This window comes from Kordiimonas sp., assembly GCF_965216265.1.
GTDB lineage: Bacteria > Pseudomonadota > Alphaproteobacteria > Sphingomonadales > Kordiimonadaceae > Kordiimonas.
In genome coordinates this window covers 691,291-705,000 of the sequence record NZ_OZ244153.1, presented here as the reverse complement: position 1 = coordinate 705,000, position 13,710 = coordinate 691,291, and the positions used below count along the sequence as shown (strand labels likewise).

Sequence of the window (13,710 nt, the reverse complement as noted above, 5' to 3'; positions counted from 1 at the left end):
CCATCCGCCAACCAATCATTGGCGGAATATCTGCTATGCAAAAAATGGCTTAGTTTTCTGTAGGATGCCTTAAATCGCTGTGCTAACTCTCAGGCTATGTCGATCTGGGGAAAAATAATTGGTGGCACGGCAGGGCTTGCTATTGGTGGGCCCTTGGGGGCTTTGCTTGGTCTTGCCGCTGGCGCAGCGCTTGATGCGGGCGTTGATGCAGGTAGCCGCACTAGCGATGCAACCCGCCATGTAACCTTCACGATTGGTGTGATCGCGCTTGCTGCCAAAATGGCGAAAGCAGACGGACAGGTCACTCGGGAAGAAGTGGATGCCTTCAAGCAGGTTTTCCGCGTGCCTCCTGAGGAAATGCGTAACGTAGGGCGCGTTTTTGACATGGCCCGCCAGCATACTGCAGGCTTTGACGCTTATGCTAAACAGATTGCCGACCTGATGCGAGGCAACAAAACGGTGCTTGATGATCTTCTGGAAGCGTTGTTTTTTATCGCAAAAGCAGACGGCGAGGTTCATCCCAATGAGCTCGACTATATTCGCGCTGTTGCACAAATTTTTGGATACTCGAAGCAGGAAATTGCCTCGCTGGTACATCGCCATGTTGGGGCCGACCCCAATTGCCCTTATGGTGTCCTTGGTGTTGACCCCAAGATCGGGGATCAGGAACTGAAATCACACTACCGCAAGCTTGTGCGGGAAACCCATCCAGACCGTTTGATTGCAGAAGGGGTGCCCAACGATTTTATCGCTGTGGCGACCCGGCGCGCGGCGGAGATCAACGCCGCATATGATCAAATCGTGGCAGAGCGGAAGAGGGTTAACGCATGAAGCTGCTAGATATCCTTCTGGTCATCCTTATCGCGGTTGTTTGGGGCGTTAATTTTGTCGCGGTCAAATATGCGGTGGCGGACCTGTCGCCCATGGTGGCCAACTGTGTACGGTTCATCGCGGTTGTTATCGTTCTTATGCCGTTTCTCCGTATTGTACCGGGCCGGATGGCGGATTTGGCGCTGGCGGCGGTAGTTCTTGGTGTTGTTCACTTCGGCGCGGTTTTCTGGGCGATGGAGCTATCAGACGGTGTTGGTTCTGTTGCTATCGCTTCCCAGCTCAACGTTCCCTTTTCCACAATTCTTGCGGTGGTTATTCTGCGCGAAACCGTTGGCTGGAAACGGGTCGCCGGTATAGCGCTTAGTTTCCTGGGGGTGCTCGCACTGGGGCTTGACCCAACCGTGTTCGACTATTGGGAAGGTTTGCTGATGATGACCTTCGCGGCGCTCATGTATTCGGTTTCTGCCATATTGATGCGACGGCTTAAGGATGTGCGCGCGGTGACCACACAGGCCTGGGTTGGTGTAGCGGGAGTTATTGGGTCAGCTATACTCTCGTTTCTCTTCGAAGACGGCCAGGTCGAGATGGTCAAAAACGCTGGCCTGATGGCATGGCTTGGGGTGCTTTATAGCGGGATCGGATCGTCTGTTATCGGACATGGCGGCGCCAATTATCTGCTAAGAAAATACGAGGTTTCCGTCGTGTCCCCTTATTTCTTGATGACACCTGTTGCAGCTGTGCTTGCGGGTATCTGGATCATGAATGAGGAATTTACCTGGCGCATGGCACTCGGCGGTGCGTTGACGCTTCTCGGTGTGCTGATTGTGACACTGCGTAACAACGCGCGGTCAACCAAAGTAGCAGAGATCGGGGAGGACCGCGCGGCGGTCTAGCAGTTGATGAAGGATGCTATCCATACCCCGTCCCCCAACTGGAATGAGCGCCCCGGCGGCACCTGTATTGATACTGTTGTTATTCACTACACCGGCATGCAAAGCGGCGAAGCAGCGCTTCGGCGGCTTTGTGACCCTAAAGCAGAGGTGTCTGCACATTATCTGATTGAAGAGGACGGGCGCCTTTTCCAACTGGTGGATGAAGAGAAGCGGGCATGGCACGCAGGCGTTTCAAGCTGGCGGGGACAGGATAATATAAACCATAATTCTATCGGGATTGAGCTGGTTAATCCGGGGCATGAGTTTGGCTATCGCCCGTTTCCAGAGCCACAGATTGAGCGTTTGATATCGCTTCTGTCTCATCTCAAATCATGCTATAATATAACAGTAAATGGTTTTGTTGGTCATAGTGATATCGCGCCGGGCCGCAAGCTGGACCCAGGTCCGCTTTTCCCGTGGAAAAAGCTTGCGGAGAACGGTTTTGGGCTGTGGCCAAGGTGCGACGGGAAGAATTCGAGCAAGGTGATGATGCATGGTCAAGAAAATGTCCCAAAAAGCGACTATGTCATCAAGCTTAACAAACAATTAGGTATCGTTGGATATCATTTAGGTGACATTCAGAGTTTCAACGCCACGCATCAGTCTGTAGTTCGTGCCTTCCAGGCGCATTGGCGGCCTGAGACCGTATCCGGCCTTGTTGATATTGGCACCGTCATGGTGCTTGAAGATATCGCAGGGCAGATACGCCAATAGGGGAAAGTATATGAAAACGTTGCTTCTTTCGACCGCTCTGACAGTGTTTGCGAGCCCGGTTTTTGCACAAAGCCCGACCGTCGGGACCGAGCACCGACCCAACGAGCATACTGTCGCCTGCCTTGAGGCACCGACACGGGACTGTGCGTTTACGGCTGCGTTACAGACGGTTATTAACGAAGAGTTTGGTATTGAGCGCGCGAAGGTTCTTATTGGTGTTGCCCGGTCAATGATCGACACAGGGCAGATAGACCAAGCGAAGCAGACGTTGATGCTGGCGCTTGATGAAGCTCGTTCTGTACGTTTGACGCTGGTAACGCAGGAAAAGATTACGGAAATTGCGCCTCTTATGGCTCGTGCCGGTGATGTGGCAGCAGGTCTCGCACTTGTGGAAGAATTGCAGAACGAATCGATTAAAGACACAACGCTGACCGAAATCGCTGAAGAGGCTATCAAATCTGGCCAGTTGGCGGATGCCCGGGTGGCGCTTGCGCAAGTGTCCAACCGCTCCAAAGCGTTTTGGCGAGAGCTTAGCCTTTTATCCCGCGCACCGCGGGCTGCACTGGCTGCAGTGAACCTCAAAGATCTGGAGGTGGGCGTTCGTGCGTTGGAGCGGATAGATCAACAGTATCGTGGACTTGTGCAGTTGGCAGTTGTCGCTGACAGAAAAGGTGATGCAGCAGAACGGAATGGCTATCTCACGGAAGCTGACGAAATGTTTTCCGGCGTCATTGGCATTGGAACCCGTGCTGACGTAACCGCTCAACGGGTACGGACAATGTATGACGCAGGCATGGACCCGGCGTTTGTTCGTACCAGCTATGACCTCGCTATCCTGCACGGAGACCGCTTGCGCGAAGAAGCTTCTCAGGCGGACTTTGCCTCCAAGATTGGTGCGGTAGAAGCAGGGATCGGCTATCTGGATGCTGCGCTTGACCGGCTCTCTACCTTCAAACAAGTAGACGCCAAGGCGACATACCTCTCCTCCCTCCGTACCACCAGCGGTCAAGAGGAACTGGCTGGCCAGTTCCGTGACGTTCTCAGCGAAGTTGGACAGGTTCAGGGCGCGTATGAGCGCGATATCGTGCGCCTGTCCCTTCTTGAGGGTGCGCTGGGTAATGCAGACATTAATCTGGCTCGTAACATCGTGCGCACGATTGAGGATGATGATAACCAGGCCTTGGCTCTGGCGCTCATGGCGCCGTTGCTCGATTAGGCTAGACTTCACACCTGAAATGAAAGGCTGGCGCATTTGCCAGCCTTTTTATGGTTTATCCCTCTTGGGCCGCCGCGTCTGCCCGTGCTTTGGCCGAACCTTCGCCAGGAGCGGTGACTGCCCTGCGGCGGGTAAGCCACAGGAAAGCCGCTGGCGCGTAGTAGAAGCTCACAATCATCGAGAGGAAAGCGCCACCGGCCATTGCCACGGCAAACGGTGGCCAGAAGGCGCCACCCGCCAGAATGAGCGGGGTGAAGCCCCCAACTGTTGTGATGGTGGTGGAAACAATATGGCGGCCGGTTTTCATCACTCCTTCAACCACTGCATCTTCGTTGCCCGCACGCGCCTTAGGCATGCCGCGAAGCTCAGACAGGATAACGATAGCCGCGTTGATGGCGAGGCCGACAAGCCCCATCAGGCCAAAGATCACCACAAAGCTGAGCGGATACCCAAAAAACCACAGGGAGAATAGCCCGAGCCCTGCCGCTTGAACGGCCGCTGCAAAGGTAACGAAAGCCATGCGGAAGCTATTGAACGTAAGCACGATGGCCAGCAGCATCAGCACGAGCAACAGGCCGACGGTGCCAAACAGTTGACCAACCGCCTCATTGCGCTCTTCGCTTTCGCCGCCAAACTCTACCTTATAGCCGGGTGGGATTTGAAGGTCAGCTTTATCAAGCTCACGCAGCATGGCCTGGAAGGCCACTTCCGGCAGTACGTCAAAGTCCAGATACGCCATTACCTTGTTCATGCGCACGCTGTTGTAATGCTCGATCGTGCCGACCTTCGTGGACAGTTTGACGTCGGCGACGGCCGAGACCGGTATATCAGAGAAGGACCGGTCTTGCTCCCGCCCTGAATTTGGTGCGAGCAGGCTCATGTTGGCGATGGAGTTGGTATCCTGCCAGTTTGCGCGGTCAGCGATCACTTTAACGGGCACCTGCTGGGTTTCTTCAATCACATAGGTGGCCGTAATGCCTGTGGTAAGCGCTTGCAGTTGGCTCTCAACCTGCTTGAGCGTCAGGCCGGTGACAGACACGTCGTCCTCCCGGGCTTCAACCGTTACCATCGGCCTGCCAGCCTTAAGGGTCATGCGCGTGATGGTCACGTTTGGCAGCCTGCTTAAAATGGCTCGTATATCTTCGCCGATGCGCTCAAGGGTGGCGAGATCAGGGCCGAGTACACGCACTTCAATAGGGGCTGAGATAGGCGGCCCGGTACCAAACTCGCGCACAAGCACAATCGCTTCTGGAAGCGTCTCGGTTAGCTCCGCTTGCAGACGGGGGATCATGTCCGGAATCTGGTTGAAGTGCTCAACAGTGACCACACCAACACCTGCGTTCACGAGGCCGTCGGTCTGAGCAATCATGGCATAATAGAATTTTGCAGGCCGGGTACCAATAAACCAGTGGGAGCTTTGGATGGCATCCTCCCTCTCAAGCCGCTTTTGCACCATCTCAACCGCTTTTTGAGTTTCCTCAATGGCGGTTTGTGCGGGCATATAAAGCTCGATACGGAACTGGTTACGGTCACTGGTCGGGAAAAACTGTTCTGTCAGCTGCCCTGCAAGCACAAAGCCAAGAACGGGGATGGTGGTTGCCACGACCATTGAGCGGATCGGATAGCGAACCGACCACTGAAGGCTTTTCTTGAAACGGCTTGAAAGCCATTCGGCGTCTACACCGTCACGCCACCACACTCGCTTGATATGAGCAGCAGGGTCGCCACCCGGCGCACGGCCTTCAACCACCCGCCCCGCAACCGCCGAGATGATTGTGAAGGCAATGACGTAAGACGCGATCAGGGACGCAATCACTGCAGCCGGAACACCTAGGAGGAAGTCACCGGCATTGCCGGGCATCAGCACAAGCGGCATGAAGGCAATGATGGTTGTCATGGTTGAACCAAGAAGAGGCAGCCATAGTTTACGAACAGTTCGCGCCACAGCGACGGACCGGCGAACGCCCTGAAGGCGTAGCTGTTGAATTTCATCTGTTATAACGATGGCGTTGTCCACCATGATGCCCAGCGCCACGATAAGCCCGGTTACCAATACCTGCTGAATGCGGAGGCCCATCATATGGGTCATGGCGAGGGCCGCTAAGATCGTGAGCGGCAGGATGGAGGCAGATACAAGCGATGCACGCCAGCCAAGCGATATCAGGAGCACGACAAGCACCACAAGCGCACCCTCGGCCAGATTGCCCATCAGGCCATGCAGGCGTTCGTCAGCGTAATCACTTTGGTCAAAAATTCGGTCCAGATGCACGGAGGAAGGCAGTGTGCCCCGCATTTCTTCCATGATGCTGCCAACCTGGGCTGACCAGGCATCAACCCTGCTGTCCTCGAACATGCGCACCGCAATCACCACACCGTAGTGACCGTCAAGGTAGGCCAGCTTGCTTGGGGGGTCGTCAAAGCCGCGTTCAATGACAGCAACGTCACCAAGCCTCAGGCTCGCGCCGCTTTCATCAAGCCCCAGCGGAATGCGCCGAATACGGGCAAGGTTATCAATTGCGCCGGAAACCTGCACCACCATGCGGTTTTCACCGTTTGATACAACGCCGGCTGCACCGCGTGCATCTGAACCCTGAATGCGGGCTGCGACATCTGCCATGGTAAGGCCATAGGCTGCCAGTTCCGCGTCATCTACCGCGACGCGGATTTCTTCCTGCGGCAAGCCTATAATGTCCACGAAGTCCGTACCGGCTAGGTTGCGGATTTTGCTTTCGATCTCACGGGCATGACGACCAAGGATAGCATAGTTGATCGGGGTGTCTGCGTGCCATGTCAGTGACAGGATCGCGGAGTGTGCATAGATGCGTGTGTCAGAGAAATCTGGTGCACTGGAACCTGCCGGCAGGTCTGTTACCTCAGACACTTTGTCACGCAGCCGGGCGGTAATGGGCTTCGCATCATCCACGCGGTCTTCAAGCTCAATGGTAATGAGCGATACACCGGGGTTGGATACGCTTCGTACCGTTTTAACTTCAGGCACTTCGCGTATCTTGCCTTCAAGTTTTTCGGTGATCTCGGCTTCTACCCGCTCGGCGTCAGCACCGGGGTATAGCGTGGTAACCTGAACGATCCGGCTTTCCATATGCGGATCTTCAAGCTTGGGCATGTTGAAGAAACTGTTGAACCCCGCAATAACGATGAGAAGCAGGATGAGCCAGACCACGCGCGGGTGGTTATAAAGGGAGCCTTGCATCTATGCCTCCCTTATCGCTGTGCGGCGAGGGGTTGCCCCGGCAACAGCGTTACACGTTGGTCGGGTGCCAAGCGCTCCACGCCGTCAGTAATAATGCGGTCACCGTTCGAGATCGTGCCGGTCACAAACACCCGGTTGGTGTCTGTGTATAGCACCTGCACGTTTTCAAAACGTACGTGAGGGCCTTCCCCGCCATCGATTACCTTGTAAACACGCCACAGGCCGCGAACATCGGAGGAAAGTGCCCGGATAGGCAGCCATGCGCCGGTGCTGTTCTGCCAGTCACTGACAACAGCGGTGACAAGCTCGCCTCGTGACGCTGCGTTCGCTGGCAGGTTGAAGGTAACCATCATTGTGCGGGTTTGGCCCTCAATCGAGGGGACAATCGCCCGGACGGTGGCACCTTCAATCATTTGACGCCTGCCGCCGCGTAGTTCCACCGGTGCGCCGCCGGCCATGGCAGCCGCATACTCAGGGGGCATACCGATATGAGCTTCCATATGGCTGTCTTCCGATAGCTCGAGGAGTGTTTTCCCGGCACTGACTACAACACCTTCATCCAGCATCCGTGAGGTGATCACGCCTGAAAACGGCGCTTTGATGGATGCTTTATCGATATCAACATCAAGGGCGGCCACAGTGGCTTCAAGCCGTTTGAACCGTGCGCGAAGGCTGATGGCGTTGGCTTCTGCCTCGTCAAGGCGCTGGGCCGAAGCATGGCCTTGTTTGAATGTCTCTTGCGCACGCTTGAACGTACGTTCCGCGAGGTCAAGCGAGGCCGCTACCTCGTCTTTCTCAGCCAGAAGCTGCGCGCGCTGCGCCTGTAGCCGTGCGGTATCCAGTTCAGCAAGAACGTCACCCGTTTTGACCGTGCTGCCGAGGTCAACATTGATCTTTGCAACGGTGCCGCCCAGCTCAAAAGCCATGGCGCTGACACGACCAGGGACCGCGCGGCCGGTAAAGGTACGCCGTGCGCGGTAGCCCTCCTCAATGGTAACTTCCACCGTGCGTACTGGCAGGGCACGGCTCAAGCCGCTATCTGCGGTGTTTTGAGCGGGCGAGCGCACCGCAACCATGGTGGCAATCACCCCGGCGACGGCCAGAAAACCGATCAGTTTATATGCTTGTGTCCTTTGAATCATCGTGTCGTCCTGCTGTTGTGGCTCGAGCCTGGCCTTTGGCCTTTTTGTTCCAGCACGCTTATATAATAAACTGGACCGTCCAGTCCATAAAATAATTTATAAGATTCCGTAGGGTAATTTCGACAATTTACACTTGATGTATTGCATATAGTGTGGTGGCATTGGTATTTGTAGACCCAGTAGTCTAAAAAATAACTGTGGCGGAGCTTCAGGTTTGCAACCTGACCCATTAAAGGGTATGGAGTGCGCCACCAATAGCAACAAATGCTCTGAAGAGGCTTGCCAGTGTCAGAAACGGTCCCCATCCGGCAAATCACGGTTCCATCCCCTCAAGGCGATGATGACCGCCCGTCACGTGGGCGTCCGCGCGATATTGAAAAGAACAACGCGATCGTGGAAGCCGCGAGCCTGCTGTTTCTTGAGCAGGGCTTTGACGGCACGAGCATGGATGAAGTTGCGAAGCGGGCAGGTGTTTCCAAGCAAACCGTCTACAGTCATTTCGCAGGGAAAGAGCAGTTATTTTCCCACGTGATTAAAGTGACGATCGAGGAATATTATCCTGATGCAGCGCTCGCGACGGTGGAGCATCACACGCTGGAAACCGACCTTCTGGCTGTTGCTGAGACCTATGTGCGGCTGTTGATGAGTGATAAGGCCATTGGCATGCACCGTGTGCTTGTGGCGGCCGCGCCCAAGGGGCCAGAATTTGCGCAGATGTTCTGGCAGGCGGGCCCCGAGGAGATGACCATTAAGCTGTGTGAGTTTTTGCAAAGCTGGGTTGATAAGGGCGAGCTTGCGATCACAGACCTTGAAAAAGCTGGCGGACGTTTCATCACGCTTCTTAAGGGCAAGCTGCACTTTTCGCTTGAGATTGGCCTGATCAGTAGCGTTTCTGAGCAGGAATTGAAAGACCAGGCCCGCGACGCGGTTGACTGTTTCCTTAAGATTTACCGCGCGTAGTATCGCATCCTACGGGCAACAACAAAAAAAGCCGCCTGAGTTGGGCGGCTTTTGCATTTCTGGTTGGCAGAAGGTCAGGCTTAGTCAGAGCCGTCCGTCGATTCCATATTATCGCCCTTGAGCGCTTCGTTCATATAACGCGCGTTGCTTTTGTCACCTTCAAGGGTGTTGGGCAGGTTTTTGACCTGTGTTTCTGTGGCGGGGCCCAAAGTCTTGTCAAATATGATCTCGTCGCCTTTGCCTTCGAAAATGCCGCATGCGGAGAGCGACACCAGCGCCGCGATCAGGAGTATCTTTTTCATTTTTCTATCCTCGGCCTTCAGGCCAATAGTGGGTACTAACTCATTGCGCGGGACTTTGCCCTAAAATCTGGCGCACTTCAACAGGCTTGACGCATCTTGCGCGCTATGCTCTTAGGAGGGCGGCAGATGGCTGGATGGCCGCCGCCTTGGGCTTCAGGCGCGAGGGGGAGGAAAGTCCGGGCTCCACGAAAACACGGTGCCGGTTAATGGCCGGCGAGGGCGACCTCAGGGAAAGTGCCACAGAAAGCAAACCGCCATATACGTATGGTAAGGATGAAAGGGTGCGGTAAGAGCGCACCGCGCGCCTGGTAACAGGGGCGGCACGGTAAACCCCACCGGGAGCAAAACCAAATGAACGGTATCCCTCTAAGGGCAAGGCGGGTTTTCGCGTCTCCGTTGTGGTAGGTTGCTTGAGCCTTATGGCAACATAAGGCCTAGAGGAATGGTCATCGCCTGCGTTGCAGGTACAGAACCCGGCTTACAGGCCATCTGCCTTTATCTTCTTGCACAAAATACACTTTCGGTTGAGAATTGAGCACATTGCTACTCTTGGGGAGGTGAGCGATGGCTCAAAAAAAATCGCCAGATGAGAGAAAGCCGATTTTTAGGCTTCCGGAAGGCCCAATCAATCTAGCTGTTGGCTTTGTGGATTTTGAAGAATTTAGGCGCTGGTGTAACGAGCAGCGTTCATACATCCGCTCCATTCCATTTCCACTATCTTTTGATCACACATCAGAGCTATTGGCTCCTTATGATAGATTTCTCGAAATTGTGGAGACTGGAGAAGGTGAGGAAACCCCCAAAATTGACGCCATTCAAGCCGAGTTGGAGAATGCAGCCAATTCGGGATTAATAGTGCGAGAACACCCGGTAGGGGAATACTTGGAGAAAATGGGTTACCCTTGGACGCGGGCAGGATATGTGGCCCGTCTCCTGAGAGTTAAGGTCTTCGAGTTGCACAAGGTAGCGTATGATGATCGTAAATCTGATAAGACCGCCCATCAAGATCTGGAGCAGGCGATCAAGGGCTACAGTTTAGCTGGTGCAATGCCGGGCGTGCAATTGCTCCTCGAGAAAGTCAGTTTGCGTACATACGCAGACGTGGTGTCTTTGGCTGAGCGAAAGATTGGATCAATCGCGACGGAGCTGGAGGAAGCCAAATCTGGTCTAACTCAAATGCATGATGCCTATAAGGAAAGCTACAACAAGGTTGTTTCCGATATGCATGGTGTCAGCCAGCGCATTTTAGATCTAGAAGGTAAAGAAGAGGCCATAAGTACGAAAATTTCGGAAACTGTAAAGCTCAATGCTGGGAGGAAGTACTGGCGAAAAAAATCGCGATGGCACCTTGGATACATGTTTGTATATCGGCTTATATTCCTGAGTCTGCTTCTTTTGACAGGATGTATAGTTAAAGGCGTAATTTATGCGGAGGGTTTTTCTCTTGGTTTAGACAGTCCGATCATTGAGTTTGTGAACGCATTACCTCAAACTTGGCAATTCGTGTCTGCTATCGCAGTATTCCTGCCGTTAGCACTCTTCTTGTGGATATTGAAGCTTGTAAATAACGGTGCAATTTTGCACGAGGGCTTAAATGAAGACAGTAAACTGCGGGCGACAATCTTGGAGGTGTACCTTGCGCTGCTTGATGAGCGACAAACTTTTTCCAATGAGGAAAGGGCTCTGATTTTGAATGCTTTAGTACGCCCGATTAATCCCAAATCAGACGAGGGTCCGCCGATAGGATTGCTGGATATGTTGCACCAAATGGCAACCGGAAATAAAACAAAATCAACGCCGTAGTCTGACAGTGCCCCTTTAGAGGGGCCATCTGCCTTTATCTTCTTCTTCCATTCTTATTCTCACGCGCTAATGTCTCCTGAGTTCAGAAAAAGGGGACAGCGTATGACTTTCATGAAAACCATGTCATGGGGGATGCTGACGGGGGCGGCTATGCTGGGCCTGTCGTGTGCAGCACTTGCCGATTTTAGCGAGGCTACCAAAGACCTTGAGTTCAAGGACGGCCTTGTGGACACCTATGTTGACCACGGGAAAGCGCGTGTATTGCTTGCGCTTGATAAGCCGGATGAGAACGGCATCGCCGGGCGGTATATCTATGCGGCATATCTCACTGGCGGGCTTGGTTCCAACCCTGTAGGCCTTGACCGCAGCGTGCCAAATGGCGGCGAGATTATTTCCTTCCGCCGCATGGGCGACAAGATTGTTGCCATGGTTGAGAACTGGGATTTTCGTGCCACGGCCAACAATGCGGCGGAGCGCCGCGCAGTTGAAACCAGCTTTGCACAGTCGATCATCTGGACTGGTGACATTATGGAAGAGGATGAGGAGACCGGTCGGCTGTTGGTTGATTTCTCCTCCTTCCTGACACGTGACGCGGTGGGGGTTGCGGCCCAGCTTAAGGCGCGCGGGCAGGGCAGTTTCTCGATCGCAAAGGCTCATACGCTGGTGGATACAAAAGCGGCTTTCATGTTCCCCGAAAACGGCGAGTTTGACGCTTATGTAACCTTCAATTCATCAGATCCGGGCCGCGAGGTGCGCGCCACCACGCCTGTGCCGGAAGCAGTGACGCTGATCGCGCACACAAGTCTGCTCAAGTTGCCGGACGACGGTTATAAAACCCGCTTGTATGATGAGCGCGCGGCGCTGATCGGGCTTGATTATGTTGATATGTCTGCGCCGCTTGCGGGCGATACGGTTGTGCGGCTTGCGCGCCGGTTTCGCCTTGAAAAAGATGAGAGCGGCAAGGTGATCAAGCCGATCATCTTTTATATAGATAACGGCGCGCCGGAACCAATCCGCTCCGCCTTGCAAGAAGGGGCTAACTGGTGGGCTGACGCTTTCGCGGCGGCAGGCTACCCCGGTGGTTATCGGGTAGAGATTTTGCCCGAAGGTGTGCACCCGCTTGATGCGCGCTATAACGTTGTGAACTGGGTTCACCGGGCAACACGGGGGTGGTCATATGGTGCGGCAGTTGCCGACCCACGCACTGGCGAAGTGCTGCGCGGCGTTGTGCTGCTGGGCAGCCTGCGCGTGCGGCAGGATATCAAGATATTTGAAGCACTTGCTGGCGCATCAAAAACCGGCACGGGCGTGGATGACGACCCGGTTGAGCTTGCGCTCGCGCGTATCCGCCAACTGGCGGCGCATGAGGTGGGGCATGCGCTTGGTTTTGCCCATAATATGGGCGCAAGCACCTATGATGACCGCGCAAGCGTGATGGACTATCCCGCCCCCGATGTACGTGTGGGCGAAGGCAGCGCGCTTGATTTCTCCTCCGTCTACGGTGTGGGGATTGGTAGTTGGGATAAGTGGACGACCAATTTCCTCTATGGCGACTATGATGGCGCGTCCGAGGCTGAAGCTCAGGCTGCCCTGATCCGTGAAGCAGATGCCTATGGGCACCTTTATGTTTCTGACCCGGATAGCCGCAGCATCTCAAGCGGCCATGCACGCGGCGCGGTGTGGGATACGGGTGATGACCCGATTGAGAGCCTGCGCAACACCCTGAACGTGCGGCGTATCGCGCTGGAAAACTTTGGCATGGGGAACTTGCGTGCGGGTGAGAGCCTGAGCGCACTCCAAAGCAAATTTGTGCCGCTTTACCTTTATCATCGCTACCAGTTGGCGGCGGCGGCTAAAAGCCTCGGCGGCATGAATTTTGTGTATCGCCATGAAGGAGACGGGCGCCCTGCACCCGCGCCGGTTGCCTGGGTAGAGCAGCAGAAAGCGCTTGATCTTTTGCTGGAAACCCTGACGCCTGAAGCCCTTTCTATTCCTGATGAGGTGGTGACGGTTCTGTCGCCGCTTGGCTACTCAGACGGTGACCCGCAATTTAACCGTGAGGTGTTTGATAATGCGAGCCGTCCACTTTTTGATGCAACCAAAGCCGCGGCAAGTGCGGCGGCGTTGAGTTTTGATGCACTTCTCAATCCTGCCCGGCTTGCCCGTGTTGCTTCACAGGGTGATGCGGGGGATGAATACCCTGGGCTTCGCGCTGTTCTCGCGCGTGTAACAGCCGCGATGATGGCAGATGGTAAAGGGGATGCGGCCAAAGATGTGGCCCTTCGCCAACAAGTGGCGGGTGACTATGCCGAACGCCTTATCGGCCTTTCACTCGGGGTCGATGTGCCGGTTGTTGTGAGGCAGGAAAGCCGGGCTGCACTGATGGATGTACGCTCGCGGGCAGAGAAAATGCGCCGCCGCGACGGTGCGTTTGCGTCTGGTCTGATTGCCCGCATTGATGACGCGCTGGCGCGAGCCCGCACACCAGCCGTGAAGGAACCGGCTGAGGCAACTATCCCGCCGGGAAGCCCGATCGGGAGTGGGCAGGGTGAGCCGTGCTGGCATTGCGACAGCAGTTTCTAAAATTGAACGGATAAAG

General features: G+C 54.9%; 10 protein-coding genes and 1 other RNA gene. 8 read left to right on the top strand and 3 right to left on the bottom strand.

Features of this window, described 5'->3' with window-relative positions:
- Window positions 1-96 precede the first annotated feature (96 nt).
- Genes ACOOGA_RS03285 through ACOOGA_RS03270 form a run of 4 tightly spaced genes read left to right on the top strand, consistent with a single transcriptional unit; the run spans window position 97 to window position 3,693 of the window.
- Entirely contained in the window at window positions 97-831 is a 735-nt protein-coding gene (locus tag ACOOGA_RS03285) for a TerB family tellurite resistance protein (RefSeq protein WP_417460284.1), read from the top strand.
- A complete protein-coding gene (locus ACOOGA_RS03280) occupies window positions 828-1,724 on the top strand; it encodes a DMT family transporter (RefSeq protein ID WP_417460283.1) in 897 nt (298 codons plus the stop codon). The genes ACOOGA_RS03285 and ACOOGA_RS03280 overlap by 4 nt, the downstream gene beginning before the upstream one ends.
- Before the next feature lie 6 nt (window positions 1,725-1,730).
- Window positions 1,731-2,477, top strand: coding sequence for an N-acetylmuramoyl-L-alanine amidase (locus tag ACOOGA_RS03275; RefSeq protein ID WP_417460282.1), 747 nt, complete (start codon window positions 1,731-1,733; stop codon window positions 2,475-2,477).
- A 10-nt stretch (window positions 2,478-2,487) separates the two neighbouring features.
- Complete coding sequence (locus ACOOGA_RS03270) at window positions 2,488-3,693, top strand: tetratricopeptide repeat protein (RefSeq protein WP_417460281.1); 1,206 nt, start codon at window positions 2,488-2,490, stop codon at window positions 3,691-3,693.
- Window positions 3,694-3,748: 55 nt separating this feature from the next.
- Here the strand turns inward: ACOOGA_RS03270 and ACOOGA_RS03265 are convergent, their stop codons facing one another.
- Window positions 3,749-6,904, bottom strand: coding sequence for an efflux RND transporter permease subunit (locus ACOOGA_RS03265; protein WP_417460280.1), 3,156 nt, complete (start codon window positions 6,902-6,904; stop codon window positions 3,749-3,751).
- Between the two features lie 11 nt (window positions 6,905-6,915).
- The gene (locus ACOOGA_RS03260; protein WP_417460279.1) at window positions 6,916-8,046 is read right to left on the bottom strand and encodes an efflux RND transporter periplasmic adaptor subunit; all 1,131 of its coding nucleotides are present in this window, start codon (window positions 8,044-8,046) and stop codon (window positions 6,916-6,918) included.
- Window positions 8,047-8,331: 285 nt separating this feature from the next.
- Here ACOOGA_RS03260 and ACOOGA_RS03255 point away from each other — a divergent pair, with 285 nt between their 5' ends.
- The gene (locus ACOOGA_RS03255) at window positions 8,332-9,006 is read left to right on the top strand and encodes a TetR/AcrR family transcriptional regulator (protein WP_417460278.1); all 675 of its coding nucleotides are present in this window, start codon (window positions 8,332-8,334) and stop codon (window positions 9,004-9,006) included.
- Window positions 9,007-9,086: 80 nt separating this feature from the next.
- Here the strand turns inward: ACOOGA_RS03255 and ACOOGA_RS03250 are convergent, their stop codons facing one another.
- On the bottom strand, window positions 9,087-9,308 hold the full coding sequence (locus tag ACOOGA_RS03250) for a hypothetical protein (RefSeq protein WP_417460277.1): 222 nt from the start codon (window positions 9,306-9,308) through the stop codon (window positions 9,087-9,089).
- Between the two features lie 122 nt (window positions 9,309-9,430).
- On the opposite strand from ACOOGA_RS03250, the gene rnpB reads away from it, so the two are divergent.
- The 3 genes from rnpB to ACOOGA_RS03235 all read left to right on the top strand — a co-directional run bounded on the left by rnpB (window position 9,431) and on the right by ACOOGA_RS03235 (window position 13,694).
- Window positions 9,431-9,805: RNase P RNA component class A (gene rnpB / locus ACOOGA_RS03245), an RNA gene on the top strand.
- A gap of 67 nt (window positions 9,806-9,872) precedes the next feature.
- On the top strand, window positions 9,873-11,111 hold the full coding sequence (locus ACOOGA_RS03240) for a hypothetical protein (protein ID WP_417460276.1): 1,239 nt from the start codon (window positions 9,873-9,875) through the stop codon (window positions 11,109-11,111).
- A 102-nt stretch (window positions 11,112-11,213) separates the two neighbouring features.
- Entirely contained in the window at window positions 11,214-13,694 is a 2,481-nt protein-coding gene (locus ACOOGA_RS03235; protein WP_420429466.1) for a zinc-dependent metalloprotease, read from the top strand.
- Window positions 13,695-13,710 lie beyond the last annotated feature (16 nt).

Excerpts from the sequence above, each read along its gene's own strand:
- ACOOGA_RS03275 (WP_417460282.1), top strand. The coding sequence starts at position 1,731 with ATGAAGGATGCTATCCATACCCCGTCCCCCAACTGGAATGAGCGCCCC.
- ACOOGA_RS03250 (WP_417460277.1), bottom strand. The coding sequence starts at position 9,308 with ATGAAAAAGATACTCCTGATCGCGGCGCTGGTGTCGCTCTCCGCATGC.
- ACOOGA_RS03265 (WP_417460280.1), bottom strand. The coding sequence starts at position 6,904 with ATGCAAGGCTCCCTTTATAACCACCCGCGCGTGGTCTGGCTCATCCTG.
- ACOOGA_RS03240 (WP_417460276.1), top strand. The coding sequence starts at position 9,873 with ATGGCTCAAAAAAAATCGCCAGATGAGAGAAAGCCGATTTTTAGGCTT.
- ACOOGA_RS03285 (WP_417460284.1), top strand. The coding sequence starts at position 97 with ATGTCGATCTGGGGAAAAATAATTGGTGGCACGGCAGGGCTTGCTATT.
- ACOOGA_RS03280 (WP_417460283.1), top strand. The coding sequence starts at position 828 with ATGAAGCTGCTAGATATCCTTCTGGTCATCCTTATCGCGGTTGTTTGG.
- ACOOGA_RS03270 (WP_417460281.1), top strand. The coding sequence starts at position 2,488 with ATGAAAACGTTGCTTCTTTCGACCGCTCTGACAGTGTTTGCGAGCCCG.
- ACOOGA_RS03235 (WP_420429466.1), top strand. The coding sequence starts at position 11,214 with ATGACTTTCATGAAAACCATGTCATGGGGGATGCTGACGGGGGCGGCT.
- ACOOGA_RS03260 (WP_417460279.1), bottom strand. The coding sequence starts at position 8,046 with ATGATTCAAAGGACACAAGCATATAAACTGATCGGTTTTCTGGCCGTC.